20 protein-coding genes, 2 tRNA genes and 1 pseudogene are annotated in these 22,356 nt (G+C 61.5%); 3 read left to right on the top strand and 20 right to left on the bottom strand.

Annotated elements, in window-relative coordinates:
- Positions 1-17: 17 nt before the first annotated feature.
- The 6 genes from V1273_RS09500 to V1273_RS09475 form a co-directional block, all read right to left on the bottom strand.
- Positions 18-97 (bottom strand) — tRNA-Ser (locus V1273_RS09500).
- Positions 98-294: 197 nt separating this feature from the next.
- Positions 295-370, bottom strand: a tRNA-Lys gene (locus tag V1273_RS09495).
- 178 nt (positions 371-548) lie between these two features.
- Positions 549-1,115 carry a Spy/CpxP family protein refolding chaperone gene (locus tag V1273_RS09490; protein WP_334409388.1) on the bottom strand — a complete coding sequence of 189 codons (567 nt, stop codon included), beginning with the start codon at positions 1,113-1,115 and terminating at the stop codon, positions 549-551.
- Between the two features lie 130 nt (positions 1,116-1,245).
- Positions 1,246-2,571, bottom strand: a complete 1,326-nt coding sequence (locus V1273_RS09485) for a TRAP transporter large permease (protein WP_334409387.1) — start codon at positions 2,569-2,571, stop codon at positions 1,246-1,248.
- On the bottom strand, positions 2,568-3,143 hold the full coding sequence (locus V1273_RS09480; RefSeq protein ID WP_334369204.1) for a TRAP transporter small permease: 576 nt from the start codon (positions 3,141-3,143) through the stop codon (positions 2,568-2,570). Before V1273_RS09480 ends, V1273_RS09485 begins: the two co-directional genes overlap by 4 nt.
- Positions 3,144-3,260: 117 nt before the next feature.
- Positions 3,261-4,262 carry a TRAP transporter substrate-binding protein gene (locus V1273_RS09475; protein ID WP_334367522.1) on the bottom strand — a complete coding sequence of 334 codons (1,002 nt, stop codon included), beginning with the start codon at positions 4,260-4,262 and terminating at the stop codon, positions 3,261-3,263.
- 400 nt (positions 4,263-4,662) lie between these two features.
- Between V1273_RS09475 and V1273_RS09470 the strand changes: the two genes are divergently transcribed.
- Positions 4,663-5,907, top strand: coding sequence for an IS4 family transposase (locus V1273_RS09470; protein ID WP_334368994.1), 1,245 nt, complete (start codon positions 4,663-4,665; stop codon positions 5,905-5,907).
- 698 nt (positions 5,908-6,605) lie between these two features.
- On the opposite strand, the gene V1273_RS09465 is transcribed toward V1273_RS09470, so the two are convergent.
- From V1273_RS09465 to V1273_RS09450, 4 genes are all read right to left on the bottom strand, one after another.
- Positions 6,606-7,076 carry a DUF302 domain-containing protein gene (locus V1273_RS09465; protein WP_334409385.1) on the bottom strand — a complete coding sequence of 157 codons (471 nt, stop codon included), beginning with the start codon at positions 7,074-7,076 and terminating at the stop codon, positions 6,606-6,608.
- Between the two features lie 72 nt (positions 7,077-7,148).
- Positions 7,149-7,871: a cytochrome c biogenesis CcdA family protein gene (locus V1273_RS09460; protein WP_334367520.1), complete on the bottom strand. Its 723-nt coding sequence runs from the start codon at positions 7,869-7,871 to the stop codon at positions 7,149-7,151.
- Between the two features lie 51 nt (positions 7,872-7,922).
- Complete coding sequence (locus V1273_RS09455; RefSeq protein WP_334383376.1) at positions 7,923-8,315, bottom strand: thioredoxin family protein; 393 nt, start codon at positions 8,313-8,315, stop codon at positions 7,923-7,925.
- Positions 8,316-8,664: 349 nt separating this feature from the next.
- The gene (locus tag V1273_RS09450; protein WP_334383377.1) at positions 8,665-10,227 is read right to left on the bottom strand and encodes a 2-isopropylmalate synthase; all 1,563 of its coding nucleotides are present in this window, start codon (positions 10,225-10,227) and stop codon (positions 8,665-8,667) included.
- Between the two features lie 449 nt (positions 10,228-10,676).
- On the opposite strand from V1273_RS09450, the gene V1273_RS09445 reads away from it, so the two are divergent.
- Positions 10,677-12,191: a CYTH and CHAD domain-containing protein gene (locus V1273_RS09445; protein WP_334409384.1), complete on the top strand. Its 1,515-nt coding sequence runs from the start codon at positions 10,677-10,679 to the stop codon at positions 12,189-12,191.
- Positions 12,192-12,577: 386 nt separating this feature from the next.
- On the opposite strand, the gene V1273_RS09440 is transcribed toward V1273_RS09445, so the two are convergent.
- The 10 genes and pseudogenes from V1273_RS09440 to V1273_RS09395 form a co-directional block, all read right to left on the bottom strand.
- Positions 12,578-13,492 carry a polyphosphate kinase 2 family protein gene (locus V1273_RS09440; RefSeq protein ID WP_334409382.1) on the bottom strand — a complete coding sequence of 305 codons (915 nt, stop codon included), beginning with the start codon at positions 13,490-13,492 and terminating at the stop codon, positions 12,578-12,580.
- Positions 13,458-14,469: pseudogene (locus V1273_RS09435) on the bottom strand (branched-chain amino acid ABC transporter permease). The gene V1273_RS09440 and the pseudogene V1273_RS09435 overlap by 35 nt, the downstream one beginning before the upstream one ends.
- On the bottom strand, positions 14,466-15,347 hold the full coding sequence (locus V1273_RS09430; protein ID WP_334367515.1) for a branched-chain amino acid ABC transporter permease: 882 nt from the start codon (positions 15,345-15,347) through the stop codon (positions 14,466-14,468). The pseudogene V1273_RS09435 and the gene V1273_RS09430 overlap by 4 nt, the downstream one beginning before the upstream one ends.
- A gap of 12 nt (positions 15,348-15,359) precedes the next feature.
- The gene (locus V1273_RS09425; protein ID WP_065749526.1) at positions 15,360-16,064 is read right to left on the bottom strand and encodes an ABC transporter ATP-binding protein; all 705 of its coding nucleotides are present in this window, start codon (positions 16,062-16,064) and stop codon (positions 15,360-15,362) included.
- A 2-nt stretch (positions 16,065-16,066) separates the two neighbouring features.
- Positions 16,067-16,834: an ABC transporter ATP-binding protein gene (locus V1273_RS09420; RefSeq protein ID WP_334369808.1), complete on the bottom strand. Its 768-nt coding sequence runs from the start codon at positions 16,832-16,834 to the stop codon at positions 16,067-16,069.
- Between the two features lie 33 nt (positions 16,835-16,867).
- Positions 16,868-18,178: an ABC transporter substrate-binding protein gene (locus V1273_RS09415; protein ID WP_334367513.1), complete on the bottom strand. Its 1,311-nt coding sequence runs from the start codon at positions 18,176-18,178 to the stop codon at positions 16,868-16,870.
- 101 nt (positions 18,179-18,279) lie between these two features.
- Positions 18,280-18,996, bottom strand: coding sequence for an NUDIX hydrolase (locus tag V1273_RS09410; RefSeq protein ID WP_334367512.1), 717 nt, complete (start codon positions 18,994-18,996; stop codon positions 18,280-18,282).
- Between the two features lie 38 nt (positions 18,997-19,034).
- Positions 19,035-20,063: an ABC transporter substrate-binding protein gene (locus V1273_RS09405; RefSeq protein WP_334409381.1), complete on the bottom strand. Its 1,029-nt coding sequence runs from the start codon at positions 20,061-20,063 to the stop codon at positions 19,035-19,037.
- A 210-nt stretch (positions 20,064-20,273) separates the two neighbouring features.
- Positions 20,274-21,062, bottom strand: coding sequence for an ABC transporter permease (locus V1273_RS09400; protein ID WP_334367510.1), 789 nt, complete (start codon positions 21,060-21,062; stop codon positions 20,274-20,276).
- Complete coding sequence (locus V1273_RS09395; RefSeq protein ID WP_334409380.1) at positions 21,062-21,889, bottom strand: ABC transporter ATP-binding protein; 828 nt, start codon at positions 21,887-21,889, stop codon at positions 21,062-21,064. Before V1273_RS09395 ends, V1273_RS09400 begins: the two co-directional genes overlap by 1 nt.
- 191 nt (positions 21,890-22,080) lie before the next feature.
- Here V1273_RS09395 and V1273_RS09390 point away from each other — a divergent pair, with 191 nt between their 5' ends.
- Positions 22,081-22,350, top strand: coding sequence for a hypothetical protein (locus V1273_RS09390; RefSeq protein ID WP_334383382.1), 270 nt, complete (start codon positions 22,081-22,083; stop codon positions 22,348-22,350).
- Positions 22,351-22,356: the final 6 nt, after the last annotated feature.

Raw genomic sequence — 22,356 nt, 5'->3', positions numbered from 1 at the left:
CGCAGGATATCGCAGCTTGGCGCTCCTTAGGGGAATCGAACCCCTGTTTCAGCCTTGATAGGGCCAAGTCTGAACCGTTTGGTGGTCATCGCAAAGCGAGTTCGGCGATGAAAGACACTTTCACCTTGTCGCCCCGCGGGCCTGGAATGATCGACCTCGCGGCGGCCCGTGTGCTCCTATCCCGATCACATTGTAGAGAGCGGACTGCTCGACCGGTCGAAAAAAACACCGTTTGAAAAACCGTTTTAATTCGGCCTTCTCAAACGGTTTCTCTGGCTAAGTCCTTGCGACGCTTGGTGGGCGCACCAGGGCTCGAACCTGGGACCCGCTGATTAAGAGTCAGCTGCTCTACCAACTGAGCTATGCGCCCGGATGTTTTAAGTCCGGCAAGCCTTCGCGAGAGGGCGTCGTTTAGCAAAGCGATCCCGGGATGTCCAGCAAACTGGGCGGAGTTTTCCCGGGCTTTGGCTGAGAGCCGGAACGGCGAAAAGCCGCTGGATTTCAGCGGCTTTTGCCCGTGTTCGGATCGGGCGCCGATCAGGGGCGCCTCAGAGCCGTTCGGGGCCGCCCCGGTCCGGGCCGCCGTCCCGCTCATACCTGTTCCGGTCATAGTCGCGATGGCGATCGAAGTCGCGGTCCATGCGCCAGTGCTCGCGGTGCCGCCAGCCTTCCCTGCCCCGGTCCATACGGGTCAGGACGGCAAGCCGGCGTTTCTGGCTGTCATCCAGCGTCTTGTAGAGCGGGTCGGCCGCGTCCGCGATCTTCTTCATGGCGGTAGCCGTTGCCGACATGGTCTCGGCGCGCTCGCGCAGCCGCGTCACCGGATCATCCGGCCCCTGCTGGCTGGAATCGTCTCGCATCCGCGCATTGGCGCGATCGATCCTGAGCTTGGCGAGTTCCCGAACCGCGGCCTCGACTGGCGGCCACAGCTTTTCCTGGTCGGCCGTCAATTTGAGACCGGCATGGACGGCCGCGATCCGCGCGTCGGCATACGCCGCCCGATCCTCCGGGCTCATCCGCATATGGCCGTAGCCCCAATGGCGGTGCTGGGCATAGACGGCGGTCGAGCCGGCGATGGCAAGAACCGCGACGGCGGCGATGGTGAATTTCCTCATGCGAACCTCCTTGAAAGGTTGCATGAAGATGATCCTGCGTCAGTCGGCGTTCAACTTAAGGATTGGCAAGGGACGCTTCCCTTACCAAGATGTAATGTGACACCGTTTGATCCACCGCAATGCGATATTGCTAGAGCATCCCCAACGCACGCGGCAGCCACAACGAGAGCTCCGGCACGTAAGTGACGACGCCGAGGAAGATCAGCATGGTCAAAAGCCATGGCCACACCGCGATCGTCAGCTCGGTGATGCCCATCTTGGCGATGCCGGAGGCGACGTAGAGGTTGAGCCCGACCGGCGGATGGCACATGCCGACCTCCATATTGACGACCATCAGGATGCCCAAATGCACCGGATGGATACCGAGCTTGACCGCCACCGGAAACAGGATCGGCGCCATGATCAGCACGATCGAGGACGGCTCCATGAAGTTGCCGGCGAGCAGCAGCAGCACGTTGACGATCAACAGGAAGATAATCCAGTTGACGCCGACCGAGGTGATCCAGTTTGCGATGTGCTGCGGAATGTTTTCATTCGCCATCAGGAACGAGAACAGCACCGCATTGGTGATGATGTAGAGGATCATCGCGCTCATATTGGCCGAGCCGAGCAGCACCTTCGGCACGTCCTTGAGCGACATATCGCGATAAACGAACACCGCAATGACGAAGGCGTAGACCGCGCTGATCGCGGCCGCCTCCGTCGGCGTGAAAATGCCGGCATAGATGCCGCCGAGGACGATCACGATCAGCAGCAATCCCCACATGCATTTGCGGAACGCCGCGAAGCGTTCGCCCCAGCTCGCGCGCTGCAGCCGCGGATAATCGTTCCTCCAGGCGCGGTAGAAGGTGGTCAATCCAAGCAGCGTCGCCAGCATCACGCCGGGGACGACTCCAGCCATGAACATCTGGCCCACGGATGCCGACGATACCCGCTGGCCGGCGGGATCGAGCGCGATGCTGCCGCCGGTGGCCACGCAATAGATCACCATCACGATCGACGGCGGGATCAGGATGCCGAGCGCGCCTGAGGTGGTGATGACGCCGGCGCCAAATCGCTTCGGAAAGCCCTGCTTGACCATCGCCGGCAACATGATCGCGCCGATCGCGATCACAGTCGCGGGAGAGGATCCGGACACGGCGGCGAACAGCGCGCAAGCCATCACGCCGGCAAGCCCGAGGCCGCCATACCAGTGCCCGACCATGGTGGTCGCGAAATTGATCATGCGTCTGGCGACGCCGCCATGGGTCAGGAAGTTGCCGGCGAGAATGAAGAACGGGATCGCCATGATCTCGAAATTGTCGATGCCGGTGAACAGTTTTAGCGCCACCGACTCGGTCGGCACATTCGTCATCGTATAAATGAACGTGAGCACCGTGAGACCGAGCGCGATCGAGATCGGCATGCCGGTCAGCATCAGCAGGATCAGCAGTCCGAAGATGATGAAGGAGGTCATCGCGTCACCTCCGCGACGCCGGCACCGGGCGCATCGACGTCGACGCCCTCGACATGAGCATGGTCATGGTGCGGAAGTTCGCCCGTGAAGAAGTAGCGATACGCGACCTGCAGGAAGCGGAAGCACATCAGATAGGAGCCGAGCGGAATGCAGAGATAGACGAACCAGCTCGGGATCTCGAGGTCGGGCGACACCTGATCGGTGTAGTAAAGCCCGTAGACGAAATGCGCGCCCATGGTGCCGATGACGGCGGTGAAGAAGGCCCCGCAAAGCAGTCCGAACAGCACGATCGCGTTCCTCCAGGGCGATTTGATCTGGTTGACCACGACGTCGACGCCGACATGGATGCCGGTGCGGACGCCATAGGCGGCGCCGAACTTGGCGACCCACACGAACATGTAGATGCACAGTTCCTGCGCCCAGGACAGGTTGATCGGGAACAGGATCGGAAACAGGAAGGGGACGCCGAGCAGATAGCGGTGGCAGACGGCGAGGAAGATGATCAAGGTCGCGAGCGCCATCAGCGTCGCGATCAATATCTCCTCAAGCCGGTCGAGGATGCGAAGCAGTATCAATGTCCCCCCTTCAGGTCAGGCTTGACGCCTCACCTTCCTTCGCGGCTGTGTGTTGCCGAGCCCCCAACATACAAGGGCTTCCGTGCCTTGGCACGGAAGCCCGACAACGTCGTCTCAGTTGGTTGCGCCCTTGGCTTCCTTCATGAACTCGTCGATCAGCCCCTGGCCGACACGACCGGCGACGTCTTTGTAGACTGACTCCATCGCCTTGCGCATGGCCGAATCCTGTTCCGGCGTCAGCTTGATGATCTCGCTCTTGCCGGTCTTGACGATCTCGGCGAGCGCGTCGTCGTTTTCCTTTTGCGACTGGCCGTTGCCGTAGGCAGTGGCTTCCTTCATCGCCTTCTCGCACTGGGCACGGACGTCGGCAGGCAGGCCATCCCAGAACTTCTTGTTCACAACCACGATGTAGCCGATATAGCCGTGATTGGTGTTGGTGATGTATTTCTGCACCTCGTGCATCTTCTGGGTATAGATGTTCGACCAGGTGTTCTCCTGTCCGTCGACTACGCCCGTCTGCAGCGCCTGATAGACTTCCGAGAACGCCATCACCTGCGGGACCACGCCGAGGCCACGGAACTGAGCTTCCAGGACCTTCGAGGACTGGATGCGGAATTTCAGGCCGCGATAGTCGGCCGGCGAAATGAGCTTCTTGTTGGCGCTCATCTGCTTGAAGCCGTTGTCCCAGTAGGCGAGACCGATCATGCCCTTCGGCTCGAGCAGCTTGAGTAGCCTGGTGCCCAGCGGGCCGTCGGTGACCTTACGCACCGTGGCGAGGTCGGGCAGGATGTAGGGAAGATCGAACACCTCGAATTCCTTGACGCCGATGGGGCCGAATTTGGCGTTCGAGGGCGCCAGCATCTGCACCGCGCCGAGCTGCAGCGCCTCCAGCTCTTCCTTGTCCTTGTAGAGCTGCGAGTTCGGATAGACTTCGACCTTGACCTTGCCGTCGGTGTATTTCTCGGCCAGTTCCTTGAATTTCTCCGCCGCGAGCCCCTTCGGCGTGTTGGTCGCCACCACGTGGCTGAATTTGATCACGATCGGCGACTGCGCCGCGGCCGGTCCGACCAGAGTCAATGCCGCGATCGATGCCGCAGCCAAAATCAGTTTGCGCATGTATCCTCCCAGACTTTTTTGCCGAACGCGAATGAGACGTTCCGCTGCTTGCATGCCAGTTGCATCAATACAGACAAGCCTGCCGAATTGCCATTGCCCGTTAGCAGGGGCCTACCGCCGGGATTTGCTGCGTTGCAAAATCGGCCACTCGTCGTCCCTGCGAACGCACTAGGGCATCTACACGTCTTGGGGACGCGACAGATTGACTCGGGGCGGCATGATGTGCGTTCGCCGCAGCGTTTTGTATGATTCTCTCTCTGGCGCTTTGATTCGAAGGAGCGCCAGAGATGCAGCAGGAACCGGATTTGTCCCTGGGTAAGTTTGGAGACGTTCGCCTCGATAAAAGGGGGCGGCGCTTCTCCGGGCTATGCTTTGCACGCGCAGTGTCTGTTTGCGCCAGATGGCGCAGGGCAACTGGGCCGCGAACATGGCGTTCTGGCGGTTTGTGAACAATCCGCAAGTCACGATCGACAAGCTGATTGAAGGCTGGAGCCTGCAGACGTCGATGGCGGTCAGCGGGCGTCATGTGCTGTCGATCCAGGACACCAGCGAGATCAACTTCCACACTCGTCCGGGACATCGGCGCGACTTGGGCAAGGTCGGCAAAGGCAATGCTCGCGGCGTGCTGCTGCATGCCATGATGGCGGTCGATGCCGATAGCGGGGTCTGTCTCGGGCTCACCGGCGGTGAGGTGTGGACGCGCAAGCGCAAGGCCAGGATCGCTCACGAGAAGCGCGCCTTGGCCGACAAGGAATCGGCGCGCTGGGTGACGACGGCTAAGCAAGGCTGCGAGGTTCTGGTCGCTGCTCGTATGATCACCGTCGTCAACGACCGCGAGGGGGATTTCTTTGCTCACTGGTCGCTGACACCCGCTGACAATGTCCACCTCCTGTCGCGCGCCATGCACGACCATGCGCTGGTCGATGGCGGCACGCTTTATCAGGCGGTCGCGCGGGCCCGCTTCTGCGACAAGGCGGTGATCGATCTACCAAAGCGAATGGATCGCCACGGTCGCCAGGCCCACCTCTCCATGCGCCTGGGAACCGTTGTGCTCAAACGACCGCAGCGCCCCGGCGTGAAAGACCTGCCACAGGGCGTCAAAGTCAGCTTCGTGGAGGTCGTCGAGTTGCACCCCCCGAAGAGCGCCAAGCCCATTCATTGGTTGCTCCTGACCACTCATCCGGTCGTCACCGCCGCCGATGCCTGGCGGATCGTCTCCTGGTACAAGCAGCGCTGGATCATCGAACAGCTCTTTCGCTCGCTGAAGAGCCAGGGTCTGCGCATCGAGGATAGTCAGCTCGACAGCGCTGAAGGCCTGATCAAACTCGTGGCGATCGCCACCAGAGTAGCATGTATCGTCATCCAGCTCGTTCAAGCCCGCAATGGCGGCGAACAATTGCAGGTCGAATTTGTGTTCACGCCGGACGAGATCGAAGCGCTCAAGGCCATCAACAAAACCCTGAAAGGCCGCACCGAGCTCCAGAAGAACCACCATCGCCCCAACACTGTCGCCTGGGCGGCATGGATCATCGCAAAGCTCGGCGGATGGACCGGTTACGCCTCTCATCGCCCACCTGGACCAATCACCTTCCACATGGGAATGGCTCGCTTCCAACTCCTCGTATATGGCCCGGCAAGCGTGTAGATGCCCTAGTGCGAACGCAGGGACCCATAGCCACCGCTGCTGATCGTTGAGGGAAAGTCGTCGACCATCCGCGCAAGACAACATCCGCCGCGGCGTATGGGTCCCTGCGTCCGCAGGGACGACGGAGATGGGGATAGTCCGCGCGGCACGATGCGCCCGAGGTTTGCTCTTCACTTCCCGCCCTCTCCAAACAGAGGGCGCAGGGAAGACCGGGTGCTGGCCGCACCCGCGGTCTCGTGTGCAATTGCGCATAGCAAAAGCGCACACGAGCATACAGGTACAGCGGGAGCATCCCGGCCCTTCCCTGCGCAATGGCTTTACGGCTTACTTCGTGCTCCCGGAGAACGGCTCTTTTGCCTCCGTCGCCGACGGGATAATTCCCGCAGACTTAACGCCAGCACCGCGGCGCCCGAACCACAGACTTCGCCGCTTCCTGCGCGCACGTCCAGCGCGCCTTCCGCGTCCATCGCACCTCACCGCACGTTCGTGACGATCGCGAGCCGCCCCTCCATCGGGTGAGACGGGCGGAGTTATGCGACTGATTTGCCTCTCGCGTTAAGCGAAATATTTTTGATTCCCGGGCTTGACACGATTTCTGAAAATCAGAAGTGATTTGCCGTCGTGCCAATTGGTCGCAGACGTGTAATTGACATTCCGCTTGCGTAGGACGCAAAGCGTTTTGCAGATCGCAGGACCTTCTATTTCGTCGCCTCGTCCGTGATGTCGTTCAAAACCTTCGCAAACGCCGCGTAGTTGGGTGGGGTCTCCAGTCCATGCCGCGGATAGATTGTCTTATTACTTTTATACAGATAGTCGGCTGAATTATAAGACAGCCATACCTTGCCCTGGTCATCCTCCCAAACAAGCGCCTTCGGAGGATTGTCGATCGCCAGCAATGGCGTCTTCGCCATTACCGGCGTGCCGAGTTTCGGATTGCCGAAGATGAGTACCGTGCGCGGGCGCATATCGATGCCGAACTTCTTTCCCGCAGCGGCGTGGTCGATCTCGGTGAACACAATGAAACCTGCGCCCTCCCTTGATTTGACGGCCGCCTCAAACCGCGAAATCGTATCCTTCACCGAATAGTTGCTCGACTTCGTAATGATACCGTCATCCGCGAAAGCGGGTGTTACAAACAGGAGTGTCAAGAAAGCGACAATGAGTCTCATCGGACTTCTCCTAACTGGGTTTCCAATTTCAGGTAACCGGCACCACCCTTTGTATGCAACTCGCCGACAGGTCTAGAACCGCGTGGTCAAATTAGTCAGCCATTCCGGCGAAACATCGACCAGGAATGCTTCGAGCGCCTTGTCCGCTCCCGAGATGACGAGCATGCCTGCGACGAGCAGCAAAAGACCGAGCGCAGATTTCATTCCGCTACCCGCGGCCAGCAATCGGCCGCGCCAGCGCGCCATCGTTTCCCGGGAAAGCCATCCCAACCCCAGCAATGGCAACGCCGCGCCGATGCCAAACGCGAGCATTGTCAGTGCCACCTGACCAAGATCCTTGCCCTGGGCGGCCAGCAACGACGCTGCGCCAAGCGTCGGCCCTACGCAAGGGCTCCATACGGCGCCCAGCAGGACCCCGATCCAAAACTGTCCGGCTACACCGCTTGCGCGGCTCGTTGCCAGCCTGCTGTCGGCCCAATTTCCGATCGGGCCCGCTGCAACCGCGATCTGCGCCTGTAGCCGCGGAGCAACAAGCACGATGCCGACAAGCATGATCAGCATCGCCGCGACGTAGCGTAGCCGGTCGGCATCCAATCCGATCGAGTGACCGGCCGTCGCCAGAAATAATCCGATGCCGGCAAACGAGAGGCACAACCCGGCAGCAAGCGCCAAAGGTCCCTGACGATGGCTCGATGCCGCGGAAGCCAGCACGATTGGAAGTATCGGGAGCACGCAAGGTGAAAGGATCGAAAGGATTCCTGCGAGAAACGCCAGAACCGCACTGCCGATCGTCATCGCAGCTTCCCCATTTCCAGGTCACCTTTGCCGGCACGCTCGACGACGAAGTCAGACGGCTTTTCCGACCATGGCGAAGATCGAGTCCCGCTTGGTATCGCCGACCGAGCGGGCCGCTTCCTTGTCGCCCTTGAAGGCAATCAGCGTCGATTGCGCACGGACGCCGAACCGATTGAGCAGGTCCTTCTGGCTATCGAAATCGATCACGAAATAGACGAGATCCTTAAACCTTGGATCGTTCCTCAGATCACTCAGGATCGGGGCCTGCGCTTTGCAAGTCGGGCACCACGGCGCATGAACCGCGATCAGAATTGGCTTGCCGGCCTTCTGGGCGGCGGCGAACGCCTTGGCATCGAAGGCATGCGCGTTATCGGCGAACGCCGGCGAAGCGGCGAGTGTTCCGGCGGCGAGCACGGCTCCAAGAACGGATCGGCGGGTCAGCATGGTATTCTCCTGGTTGATCGGGATGAGTTACGGTTTGGAGGCCGCAAATGTTACGCGCCTGCACCCGTAGCGGCATATATTTCGCAGGGCCCAAGGCTGGGAGGTTCCAGGCAGCCGCGGCCGGTTCGTATGCCCGTCATTCACCGGGCGGGGTTCCCGCGGGCAATGGTCGGCGCTTGTGCGCCTTGTAGACGCCAAAAAAAACGCGACACCAACGAGCCGCGTTTTGCTTGGAAGTTTCGTAGGGTGGGCAAAGCGAAAGCGTGCCCACCATCAGGAAGCGCGCTCGATGATGGATGGTGGGCACGGCGCGAAGAGCGCCTTTGCCCACCCCACCACCGGCGTGGCCTCAGCCTGCCACCGCCGCTGCCGGCATGTCGCGCTGGCGCTTCATGACGATCTTGTTGAGCGCGCCGAGATAGGCCTTTGCCGAGGCGACCAGCGTATCCGGATCCGCTGCACGGGCGCTCATCGAGCGCCCCTCATGGGAGAGACGCACCGTCACTTCGGCCTGCGCGTCGGTGCCTTCGGTCACGGCGTGAACCTGATACAGCTCCAGTTTCGCTTCATGCGGCACCAGCCGCTTGATGCAATTGAAGACGGCATCGACCGGGCCGTTGCCTTCGGCTTCCTCGATCCTGGTCTGGCCTTCGACGTCGAGCTTCATGGTGGCGCGCTGCGGGCCGTGGGTGCCGGCGATCACCGTCAGCGAGGTGAGCTTGATGCGATCGTGCGAGGCCGCCATTTCCTCGTCGACCAGCGCCTCGATGTCCTCGTCGTAGATGTCCTTCTTGCGGTCGGCCAGCGCCTTCATCCGCGCAAAGGCATCTTCGAGCTGGTTCGGGCCGAGCTTGTAGCCCATCTCTTCCAGCTTGTGGATGAACGCATGACGCCCGGAATGCTTGCCCAGCACCAGCGACGACTGCTTCAGGCCGACCATCTCGGGCCGCATGATCTCGTAGGTAGAGGCGTCCTTCAGCACGCCGTCCTGGTGGATGCCGCTTTCGTGCGCGAACGCGTTACGGCCGACGATCGCCTTGTTGTACTGCACCGGGAACGAGGTCGCCGCCGATACCAGCTTCGAGGCGCGCGTCAACTGCGTGGTGTCGATCTTATTCCACCACGGAAACTTGTCGTTGCGCACGTTGATCGCCATCACGATCTCTTCGAGCGCAGCGTTGCCCGCCCGTTCGCCGATGCCGTTGACGGTGCATTCGACCTGGCGCGCGCCGCCGGCGATGCCGGCCAGCGAGTTCGCCACCGCCATGCCGAGATCGTTATGGCAGTGGACGGAGAAAATCGCCTTGTCGGAGTTCGGCACCCGCTCGATCAGCGTCTTCATGAAGTGGGTGTATTCCTCCGGCACGGTGTAGCCGACGGTATCGGGAATGTTCACCGTGGTGGCGCCGGCCTTGATGACGGCCTCCACGATGCGGCAGAGGAAATCCATCTCGCTGCGAGTGCCGTCCTCGGCCGACCATTCGACGTCGTCGATATGGTTGCGGGCGCGGGTGACGTTGGCGATCGAGGTTTCGATCACCTGCTCCGGTGTCATGTTCAGCTTGACGCGCATATGCAGCGGCGAGGTCGCGATCACGGTGTGGACGCGGCCGCGCTTTGCGAACTTCACCGCTTCGGCGCAGCGGTCGATGTCCTTGGGATGCGCGCGCGACAGGCCTGCGATCACGGCGTTCTTGGAGCGGCGGGCAATCTCGCTAACCGCCTGAAAATCACCTTCCGACGTGATCGGGAAACCCGCCTCGATGACGTCGACACCCATGTCGTCGAGCATTTCGGCGACCTCGAGCTTTTCCTCGAACGTCATGGTCGCGCCCGGGCACTGCTCGCCATCGCGCAAGGTGGTGTCGAAAATAACGACGCGGTCCTTCTCGGACTTATTCGCTGATGTCATATGCTGAATTCCTTTTGGGGTCGTAGCGCCATCTCTCATGGACGCTGAAGGGTCTGGTGATCTCGCTCAAAACCCCTGAGTGCCCAGGCGCAAACGCCCAGACGGCCCTCAGGGGCCGATAAGAAGCAGAAGCCCGCCAAGAAGCAGGGTGGGCGCGGACGCAGCCGGAATCGCAGGGGCAGCCTTGGCCGCTCCACCCCGAACTCCGTACCTTTCGCTGCGAATCAGCATTGCCAGACCCTTAAGGACGCTCAAGTCTCGGCCAAAACCATTGACGGTTCGTTGCCGGGACGGCGTTCCGGGCTGTTCTAGACGAGAATTGCCGCCCGCCGCAATGCCAAAAGAGGGTCAGAAAGGGTGACCTAACGGCCGAGGAAAGTCGGCAGAACGACCCGGGAGCAGAAAACACCCTTCGGCGTTACCAGCCCATAGCTCAGCGTGATCAGCCGATGGGCGTTGAGACCGAAATCAAGTTCCATATGCCTAAGCGCAATCTCGGATCCAATCCCAGATTGACGGTGCCCGGCTGCAAAATCGGCAAGCGCTCGGAGAACGATCTGCTGTCGACCTATTTCGACACGCGAAAACACAAGCTGAAGCGGCGCGGACTTCTGCTCCGAGTCAGGCAGGCGGACGGCAAGCACATACAAACAATCAAGCAGACGTCCGGAGCGCAGTTCGGCCGTGGCGAGTGGGAAACCGAAATAGCAGGCCGTACCCCCGATCTCGCCGAGGTGAACGGCACGCCGCTTCAGCGGTTTGCCTCGAAGAAGCTGCGCCGCAAGTTGAAGCCGATCTTCGAGACCTCGGTGCATCGCATCACCATGCCGGTCCACACCAAACGAAGCGAACTGGAACTTGCCATCGATCGCGGCAGGCTTGTCGCGGCCGGCCACACAAGCCGCATCGAGGAGGTTGAACTTGAACTGAAAAGCGGTCCACCAAGCGATCTGTTTCGCGTCGCGAAGGCGCTGGAGCGAAAGCTTGCGGCTGAGCTTTGTTTGAGGGCGAAGGCTGACGAGGGCTACGATCTCGTCGACGGCAAGCGCGCTCAAGCTGTTTTTGCCGAGCCAATCGAACTTGGGAAGCGAATGACCGTCATCGAGGGCTTTAAGGTCATCGCCCGCTCCGCGCTTCGCCATTTTTCCGGAAATGTCGACGCCGTCCGCAAGCTTGATCCGGAAGGCGTGCATCAGATGCGCGTGGGCTTGCGCCGCCTGCGTGCGGCCATCTCGCTGTTTTCGAACGCATTGCCGCAGACGAAAACCGAGGAGATCAAGACAGAGCTCAGGTGGCTGACAAACGAACTTGCTCGCGCGCGCGAACTCGATGTCTTCCTGGAGGAGAAGATTGGTCCCGTCGCCCGCGAAATCACGCCGCAACGGGGCGGCAAAGCCATCGCGAAGCACTTTGCCGAGAAACGCGCTGAGGCGCTCGCGCAGGCCAGAAGGGCTGTCGATTTGCCGCGATGCCGCGCGCTGCTCGTCGATGTGCTCGAGTGGATCGAGGCGCAGCCCGGCCAGACGGACGTCGCCAACAGCAAACTTGGCCAGTTCGCCGCAGAGCTGCTGAATCGGCGGCTGAGAAGGGCACACAAGGACGCGGGAAGATTGCAGAAGATGACGGCACCCGAGCGGCACAAATTCCGGATCAGGATGAAGAAGCTGAGATATGCGGCCGAGTTCTTCGAAAGCCTTTTCCGCAGCAAGCGCGATCGAAAGGCGCTCGCGCGTCTATCGAAACACACGAAGAAGATCCAGGATGCTCTGGGCTCGCTCAACGACTTCATTGCGGACCGAAAGATGGCGGCAGAAGCCGCGCTCAAGGCGCCACCACAAGACCGGCGCGCCCGCGCCTATGTTTCCGGCATCATCGTTGGCCGCGAGGATGAGCAGGCAAGGCCGCTCATGCAAGCGGCTGCAAAGGAACTGCGGGCGCTACGCAATCTGTCCGCACTTGGCTGATACTACCTCACCCGCATTCGAGCCGGCCGCAGCGCGCTGGATTCGCCGGAGCCTGCCATCGGGGGCGCAAGGCGAGACCCGGTGGCGGGAAGGACACAGAGCCTAGCGAAACCATCGCATCTCGTGAGTGAGGGACGCACCGGCGGCAGGGTTCCCTCCCCCCTTGCGGGGGAGGTTAGGGAGAGGGGTGCCACACGACGTGCTCTCCCAGTGTGAATGCCACAACGAGCGACCGAAATTGAAAAACCGATGTGCTCATCGACCATCTCGCCCGGGGCTTACCCCTCTCCCCAACCCTCCCCCGCAAGGGGGGAGGGAGCCTGACCAGCGTGCTCACCTCACTCGGCACCATTGGTGGGCACGGCGCAAGTGCGCCTTTGCCCACCCTACTTCGCGTTCCCCTCATTCAGCAGCGCCTCGCGCACTTTGGCGAATTCGCTGCGGTCGGCATTGTCGACCTTTGGAAAATGCAGATCGAGTCTGTCGAGCGCGCTAACGATCGTCGAGCCGATCACCACGCGGGCGAACCATTTGTGGTCGGCGGGGACGACGATCCAGGGCGCCGCCTGCGAGGCGGTGTGGCGGATCATATCCTGGTAGGCGGCCTGGTATTTCGCCCACAGCGCGCGCTCGCCGATATCGGCCGTCGAAAACTTCCAGTTCTTGGCGGGCTCTTCCAGCCGTTCGAGGAAGCGTTCGCGCTGTTCTTCCTTCGATACATTCAGGAAAAACTTCAGGATCACGGTGCCGTTGCGCGCCAGGTAGCGCTCCATCGAAGAGATGTCTTCGAAGCGCTCCTTCCAGATGTTTTTGGTGACGAGTTGCGGCGGCAACTTCTGCCTGCCGAGAATTTCCTGGTGCACCCGCACCACCAGGCATTCTTCATAATAAGAGCGATTGAAGATACCGATCCGGCCGCGCTCCGGCAGCGCGATCATGCTGCGCCAGAGGAAATCGTGGTCGAGTTCCTTGGTCGACGGCTGCTTGAACGAAGTGACCTCGCAGCCCTGCGGGTTGACGCCCTCGAACACGCTCTTGATCGCACTGTCCTTGCCGGCGGCATCCATACCCTGGAAGATCAGCAGCAGCGACCAGCGGTCCTGGGCGTAGAGTTTTTCCTGGAAATCGTTCAGTCGCTTACGATTGGCCTCGATGATCCTGGTCGCCCCCTCCTTGTCGAGACCGCCCTTCTCATTGGTCTTGTGCGACTTGAGGTGAAATTCGCCCGAGCTGTCGTAGCGGAACGGGGCGACATAGGGTTTTAGTTCATCTGCCAGCGATGGCTGCGGCTTCTTGCTCATGTGGTCTTGGGCTTTTTCGGTTGCGCCTTCAGTTTGTCGAGGACGCTACCCAGAATGCCCTTGGGCAGGAAGATGATGAAGACCACCAGCAAAACGCCGTAGACCAGGTTGTCCCAGCCGACCGCCTTGGTACCGAAGCCGATCCGCAGCCCTTCCGCGAGCAGGATGGTGATGATGGCGCCGATCGTCGGCCCGAGCGAGACATAGAGCCCGCCGACGATGACGGCGAACACCATCTGCAGCGACACCGCAATGCCGCTGACCGTGTCCGGCGAGATGAACATCTGGTACTGGCAGTACAGCGCGCCGGCGAGCGCGGTCATCAAGGCAGAGATCAGCGTGATCTTGAGCTTTTCGGCTGTCACGTTGACACCGGCCGCAGCCGCCGCGTCCTCGTCCTCCGAGATCGCCTCCATGGCGTAGCGGCTCATGCTGCGGTCGACCCAGCGCCAGATCAGAAGGCCCACCACCCAGACGCCGAGCGCGATCAGATACCACGTCGTCTTGTCGTCGAACTGCAGCGCCAGCAGCCCCCGGCCGCTGGGCGCGCGGTTCGGCGTGTAGCCGAGCGAACCGCCGGTGTAATCACGCGTCGCGGTGATGACCTGCAGCACGATGCCGGACAGCGCCAGCGTCACCAGCACGAAATAGTGCCCGGTGATGCGGAAGCGGAAGCAGGGATAGGCGACCACCAGCGCCAGCAAGCCCGCCGCCACCATGCTGAGCGGAATGCCGATCCAGGGCGTGATGTCGAGGTGGTTCCACAACAGCGCCGTGACATAGGCGCCGACGCCCATGAAGCCGCCATGGCCGAGCGAAACCAACCCGAAGCGGCCCATGATCGACCACGAAGTGTAGGCGAACGACCAGATCAGGATCAGCACCAGGATGTGCAGGTGATAAGGCTCACGATAGACGAAGGGCAGCGCGATCAGCGCAGCTAGTCCAACGGCCCAGGCGGTGTAGCGGGAATTCACGAGCGCCTCGCCAAAAGGCCCGCGGGCCGGATGAACATCATGACGATGAAGAAGGCAAAGGCCAGCACGTAACCCCATTCGAGGTCGGAGTACAGGCCGCCCAGCGAAATGATCTGGGCGAACACGAACGCCGCAATGAAACCGCCGACGAAATTGCCGAGCCCGCCGAGCACGCAGATCAAGAACGTGATCGGCCCAAACGACAGCCCGACGAACGGATGCACGTCATACTGCAGCACCAGCAGGCAGGCGGCGAGGCCGGCGAGCGCGCCGCCGATCGCCGAGGTGATGAGATAGATACGCTTGGTATCGACCCCCATCAGCGACATGATCTGGCGGTCCTGCGCAACGGCGCGGATCGCCGTGCCGGTATAGGTGCGCTTCATGAAGAAGTAGATCGCCAGCATGCCGAGCAAGGCGGCGACGAAGGCGAGCAGCCGCGAATAGCTGAAATGCATGTCGCCGATCGCCAGCACCGGCAGGCGAATGCCGAGGTTGCGGAAGTCGATGCCGAACGCGACCGTGGCGAAGCTCTGCAGGATGAACAGCACGCCGCCGGTCGCGAGCAACTGGTTGATCGGCGGCGCGGTAAGCAGCGGCGCGATGACGATGTAATGCAGGAGCGCGCCAAGGGCTGCGACCAGCAGGATCGCGATCGGCGCTGCGACCCAATACGGCAGGCCGAACACCTGGACCATGTAGTACATGCCGTACATCCCGATCATGACCAGCTCGGCGTAGCAGATCCAGGTGACGTCGATGACGCCGAAGATCAGATTGAGCCCGAGCGCCAAGAGCGCCAGCACGCCGCCGAGCAGGATGCCGTTGACCACGGCTTCCAGCAGGTAGATGTCGAAGGTCTCGAGGAATGCCTGCATGCTCACTTTGCCCTAAACGCCCAAATATGCCTGCTTGATCGTATCGGTCTTCATCATCTCTTCCGACGTGCCGGACGCTCGGATGGTGCCGGCCTCCAGCAGGTACGCGCGATCGACCACCTTCAGCACCTGCTGTACGTTCTGCTCGACGATCAGAACCGTCAGCCCGCCAGAGCGAATTCGCTTCACCAGCTCGAACACCTGCTGCACCACCACCGGCGCGAGCCCCGCCGAAGGCTCGTCGAGCAGGAGCAATTTCGGATCCGACATCAGCGCGCGGCCGATCGCGCACATCTGCTGCTCGCCGCCCGACATCGTGCCGGCCATCTGGCTGCGCCGTTCCTTCATGCGCGGGAACAGATCGAACACGAATTCGAGCCGCTCGGCATATTTGGCGCGCGCGCCGGGCATGTAGGCGCCCATCTTCAGATTGTCGTCGACGGTGAGCCGCGGAAACAGCCGGCGGTTCTCCGGCACGTGGGCAATGCCGAGATCGACGATTCGATGCGCCGGCGTCGCGACGACGTCGCGGCCTTCCATCGTGATCGAACCTTCCGTGGGGCGGATCAAGCCCGAGATCACGCGCATCAGCGTGGTCTTGCCGGCGCCGTTCGGGCCGATCACGCCGACAGCCTCGCCCGCCCTGACCTCGAGATTGATGCCGAACAATGCCTGGAAGCTGCCGTAACCCGCGTCGAGCGATCTGAGTTCGAGCATACTTACACCCCTGCCCGCCGGCGCGCTTCCGCCGCCGCAGCCTGGCTCGAATCCGCATCCGTCCCGAGATAGACCTCGATCACCCTTGGATCGCTCGCCACCGCGCTCGGCAGGCCTTCCGAAATCTTCTCGCCGTGATCGAGCACCATCACGCGGTCGACCACCCGCATCAACACGCCCATGATATGCTCGACCCAGATGATGGTGATGCCGAGCTCGTCGCGGATCTTGCGCAGCATGTCGGCGGCCTGATCCATCTCGTGCTCGTCGAGCCCGCCGAGGCTTTCGTCGGCGAGCAGAAGTTTCGGCCCGGTGGCGAGCGCCTTGGCGAGTTCGAGTTTTTTCAGGCCGGCGGCACCCAAGCCATCGACGCCGGCGTGGCGGTTGGTCGGCAGGCCGACCATGGCCAGCGCGCGTTCGGCGGCCTCGTCCGCGCGGGCGCGGCTGTGGCTGCCCTGACCGTAATAGCCTGCGAGCGCCACATTCTCGAATATCGTGAGCCGGTGAAACGGCCGTGGGATCTGGAAGGTGCGGCCAATGCCGCCGTTGATGATGCGGTGCGGCGCCTTGCCCGCGATCTCCGTTCCGTTGAACACAATCGATCCTGCCGTCGGGATCAGCGTGCCCGACAGCATGTTGAAGATCGTGCTCTTGCCGGAGCCGTTCGGCCCGATCAGGCCGAGAATCTCGCCCTGCTCGACCCGGAACGACACGTTGTTAACAGCGGTGAAGCCGCCGAAGCGTTTCACCAATCCGTCTACCGTCAGCACTCCAGAACCTCCGCTTAGCCGTTTGCCCGGCTCTTACTGGTTGCTGAACGTGGTTCCCTTCGGTAGCGGCAGCACGGCCTCGCGCTGCGCCTGGCTCTTCGGCCACACCACATACGACTTATCGTCAACATACTGGATAACAACGGGGAACGAGCGTTCGTTCTGGCCGGCCATCTGGGCGCCCTCGCCGTGGAACTTGACGCCGAAGCCCAGCATGGTGCCGCCTTCGGGAATATCGGTCTCGAGCGCGGCCTTGCGCAACGCATCGGGATCGACCCCGCCATATTTCTTGATGGCGCGCGGCAACACCTCGGTCAGGAACAGATAGGTGTTGGACGCCGCCATGCCGACATGCGCGGAGCGAATCGCGACACCCGGCTTGGCCTTGTCGAACTCCTCGCCGACCATCTTGATGACCGGCGGCAGCTTCGGATCCATCGATTTCTGGTTGGCGAGCCAGATCGAGATCGGATCGGTGTTGAAGACGTAGTTGACGTCGGAGCCCAGACCTTCCTTCAGCTTTTCGTAGACGCCATAGCCTGCGCCGTGGCCGACCAGAGCAGCGAATTTCAGGCCCTGCTCGCGCGCCTGGCGGCCGAACAAGGTGATGTCGGGGTTGTAGCCGGTGTGGAAGACCACGTCGGGCCGGGCGCGCTTCAGTTTCGTCACCAACGAAGAAAGATCCGGCGCCGTGGCAGAATAGCCTTCCTTCAACACGATGTTGAAGCCGGCCTTCTTGGCGCCGGCCTCGTTGCCCTTGGAGACGTCGACGCCGTAGGCGCCGTCCTCGTGGATGATGGCAACGCGCAGATCCTTCGGCTCCTTGCCGAGCTTGGCCTTGGAATTCTGCGCGATGAAATCCATCGTCATCAGGCCGAACTGGTCGCCGGAGGCTTGCGGCCGGAATACGTATTTGAAGTTCTTGTTGTCGAGCACGGCGGAAGAAATGCAGGTGGTGATCCACATGAACTTCTTGAGCTGCTCGACGCGCCCGGCCACCGGCACGCATTGCGCCGACGAGTAGAAGCCGAGCAGCATGTCGACCTTTTCCTGCTCGATCAGCCGCACTGCCTCGTTGATGGCGACGTCGGGCTTGCTCTGGGCGTCGGCATAAACCGCTTCGACCTTGTAACCCTCGACGCCGGTCTTGACGTACTGGTCGAGCATGATCTTGGCGCCGATATATTGCAGCTCCGAACCGCCGCCGGCGAGCGGGCCAGTCAGATCGTAGATGACGCCGATCTTGATTTTCTTTTCCTGAGCCTCGGCGGAAACCGCCATCCCCAGCACCGCGATTGCGGCAGACAGCCCGACGAGAAGGCGTGCAGTTTTGCGCCCCGGCATGGAATCCTCCCTGGATTATTTTTTGTGCACTGCATTTTCTTGTTCTTGGTTGGCGCCTATCACATTGGTAGCGCGACCAGATGTCAAGCGCATTGCGCGCGTCACGGCCGGGAAGCGAGCTGCGCCTCGATGAACGCCGTGACAAAACGCGGCATTGCCGAATTCAGATCGCGCGCGCTGCGCACGACGTGAATGGCCGACAGTTCCGGCTGACGCTGCGAGGCAAGATTGCGCTCGATCCGCTCGCGCAGCGCGTCGCCCGGCATATCGACGCGCAGAACGCGGATCATCGCGAGCGCAGGCCCGGTGTGGAAGCAATGCCAATGCGGCTCGCTGTCGTATTCGCCGGGGGCAAGGCCGGTCTCTTCCTCTAGCTCGCGCGTGACGCTGCCGGAGATATCGACCGTCCCGTCCCTGATATCGTCGAGGTCCGGCGTGCCTGACGGAAAATAGATGCGCCCGGCATTCGCCGTGTGCGGACCCATCTCGCCGAGCACAAGGGCGCCGTCGGCGCAGAGTAGCGCGCCCATGCCGAAACCGTTGAACACGCTCGCGTCGGGAAAGCCCCAGTCGCGCCAGGCCAGAAAACTGGCGAAGTCGGTTTCGAAATAGCTGGCGCTCAAACGGTCGCCGGAAAACACCGGGTTGCGCCCGAGCAGAACGCGGCCGTTCCACAGTGTAGGCCTTTCGCGCTGCTTCTCGGAAAAATGCGCATCGATGTCCGCGCGCCGCGCTTCCGCAAACGGCCACGCCCACGTTTCGACCACAAGATCGAGCGTGCTGACGCGATGAATGGCCGGAGGCCTCGTGCCACTCATAGCTTCACATCGCCCGATTTCACGTCGATCCTATCCCCTCACTTCGGATTGGCGCCCGTGGTCTTCTTGGCCTGCTCGACATATTTGTTGGTATACGTCTTGGTCACGTCGATATTGGCTTTCGCCACCTCGGGCGAGCCTTCGCTGAAGACGGCGAGCACTGCGTCGGCGCCCTTCGGGTCCATCAAACCGGTTTGCGAGTACATCGGGATCGTGTTCTTCAGCGCGGCGAGATAGAGCGCCTTGTCCTTGCCGACCATTCCCTCCGGCATCTTCGCCATGATCTCTTCCGGCGAATGCGAATGGATCCAGTTGAGCGTGTTGACGATCGCGTTGGTCAGCGCCTGCACTTCCTTCTCGTGCGAGTTGATCCAGGCCGCCGTGGTGTAGAGCGCACCGCCCGGATACTCGCCGCCGAACACGGCCAGCGTGTCCTTTTGCGTGCGGGTGTCGGCCAGTATCTTCAAATCCGGATGGCTGCCCTGCAAAACGGTGACGGAGGGGTCGAGCATCACGGCTGCGTCGATCTGGCCCTGCTGCATCGCCGCCACCGCGGTGGCCCCTAAGCCGACGCCGATCACCGCCGCGCTGGTCGGATCGAGGCCGTTCTTCTTCAACAGATATTTTAAGAAGAAGTCGGTCGAGGAGCCCGGCGCGCTGACGCCGACCTTCTTGCCGGCCAGATCCTTGATCGATTTGATCTCGCTGGTGTGCGCGGGCGACACGACCAGCACCAGGCCGGGATAGCGGTCGTAGATCACGAAGGACTGCAGCTCCTGCTTCTTGGCGGCCAGGTTGACGCAATGGTCGAAATAGCCCGAGACCACGTCGGCGCTGCCGCCGAGCACGGCTTTCAGCGCGTCCGAGCCGCCCTTGAGGTCGACCAGCTCGACCGCCACGCCCGCCTTTTCATATTCGCCGAGCTGTTTGGCGAGCACGGTCGGCAGATAGCACAGGCAGGCGCCGCCGCCGATGGCGATGGTGACCTTGCTTTGCGCTGCGGCAAATCCCGAGGTCAGGGTCAGTGCCAGCAGCGTAGCGGCCAGCCGGCCGAACAGTTTCTTCATGAGTTCCTCCATTCGTTGGCGGCAAGATAGAGCAGCGGCTGGGGCTTGAGAAGACGCACTTCCGAACCATCTCCGTCATTGCGAGCCAACGGGTCGCGCGAATGCGCGCCCGATGACAGGCTCCGCGAAGCAATCCATGCCGCCACACGCGGAGCCATGGATTGCTTCGTCGCTATGCTCTTCGCAATGACGGTGGAGAGGCCGGAATGCTTACCCCCTGCCCTCCGCCGCCGCTGGCCGCCATACCAGAAGCCGCCGTTCGACCAGCGTCACGCCCATGTCGATCAATATGACGAAAGCCGACAGCACGAACATGCCGGCGAAGACGCCGGCGACGTCGAACACGCCTTCGGCTTGCTGGATCAGGTAGCCGAGACCGGCGGCCGAGCCCAGATATTCGCCGACCACGGCGCCGACCACCGCAAAACCCACCGACGTGTGCAGCGAGGAGAACATCCACGACAGCGCCGAGGGCCAGTAGACGTGCCGCATCAACTGCCGCTCGTTCATGCCGAGCATGCGGCCATTGTCGAGCACGGTGTTCGAGACTTCCTTGACGCCCTGATAAACGTTGAAGAACACGATAAAGAACACCAGCGTAACGCCGAGCGCCACCTTGGACCAGATGCCGAGCCCCAGCCACAGCGTGAAGATCGGCGCCAGCACCACGCGCGGCAGCGCGTTGATCATCTTCACATAGGGATCGAACACCGCAGCGACGCGCGGCTGTCGCGCGAACCAGAAGCCGACCAGCACGCCACTGATTGAGCCGATCACGAAGGCGAGAATCGATTCCCACAGCGTGATGATCAGGTGCTTCCAGATCACGCCTGACGAAAACCATTTGATGATCTGGCTGCCGACATCAATCGGGTTGGAAAAGAAAAACGGCGGCAGCAGGATTTTTCCGAACACCGGCACGGTAGTCAGGAACTGCCACACCGCCAGGGCTACGACGGCGACCAGCAATTGCAACAGGAGCAGCGTCGAGCGGGACATCACCCTGCCTCCGCACTTCGCGTGGATTGTACGTAGCCCTTCATCACTTCGTCCTTCAACACGCTCCATATCTCCCGGTGCAGTTCGTGAAAGTCCTTCTCCATGCGGACTTCCGAAATATCGCGCGGCCGCGGCAGTTTTACCCGCCAGTCGCCGATGATGCGCGCGCTTGGCCCTGCCGACATGATCACGACGCGATCGGCCAGCGCGATCGCCTCTTCGAGATCATGGGTCACAAACAGCACCGCCTTGCGGTCGGCGTTCCATAATTCGAGCAGCAGATTACCCATGATCTGCCTTGTCTGGGCGTCGAGCGGACCGAACGGCTCATCCATCAAGAGTATCTTGGGATCGCGGATCAAAACCTGCGCGAGGCCGACGCGCTTGCGCTGGCCGCCGGACAGCATGTGCGGATAGCGGTTACCGAAGGCGCCGAGGCCGACCGATGTGAGCCAGCCTTGCGCGCGCTGCAACGCCTGCTCGCGCGGCGCGCCCTTGATCTCAAGCCCGATGGCGACGTTGTCGAGTGCGGTCTTCCAGGGAAACAGCGCATCGGCCTGGAAGAGATAGCCGGCATCGCGATTCAACCCGGTCAGCGGCTGGTCGAAGATTTTTACCGATCCCGCCGCCGGCTTCAGGAGCCCTGCCGCGACATTGAGCAGCGTCGATTTTCCGCAACCCGTCGGCCCGACGATGGCGACGAACTCGCCATCGGCGACGGACAGGCTGGCCTGCTCCACGGCTGTATAGACACGGTCGCCGGCGACACGGAACGCCACTGTCGCATCGCCAAGCGCGACCGCCGTTGGCTGTGCGGTATCCGCCATGTTTTCTTCCCCAAAGATTTGGACGGATGCCTTAGCCGTTACAAAGGATAAGTTCAACGCGGCGCTGCAACGCGGCCGTCGAACGTGAGCAGCGCAAGCCAGATATCAGTCGCCCAGCATGCCTTCCAGAAGGGTAAAGGTTGCTGCAAACTGCAGATGTAGCCTGCGATTCGTAGATGTCTTGGGGAGCCATGAACGAGACTTTGATATCCGCCTGCACCATGTTTCTCGTTCCGGCAACGCTTTTGTTTGGCGCTTTAGGTGTCGCGAACTCGTCCTTTCTCAAGATGCTGGTCTGCTTGCTTGGTATAGGCACGGCAGGACTATGGCTCTACCGGATATGGTGGTGGACCAACCTGTCTTTGATTGATCGCAGAACGGCACTTGGTCTTGCCGGCATGTATGCGGGCGCGTGGGTGGTGACATTCCTGGTGCAGTTGAAGAATGTATTCTCCCGCTGACTGAAT

This window comes from Bradyrhizobium sp. AZCC 1721 (assembly GCF_036924715.1).
Classification (GTDB): Bacteria; Pseudomonadota; Alphaproteobacteria; order Rhizobiales; family Xanthobacteraceae; genus Bradyrhizobium.
Note: the sequence above shows the minus strand (reverse complement) of the source record. Positions and strands in the feature narration are given on the sequence as shown.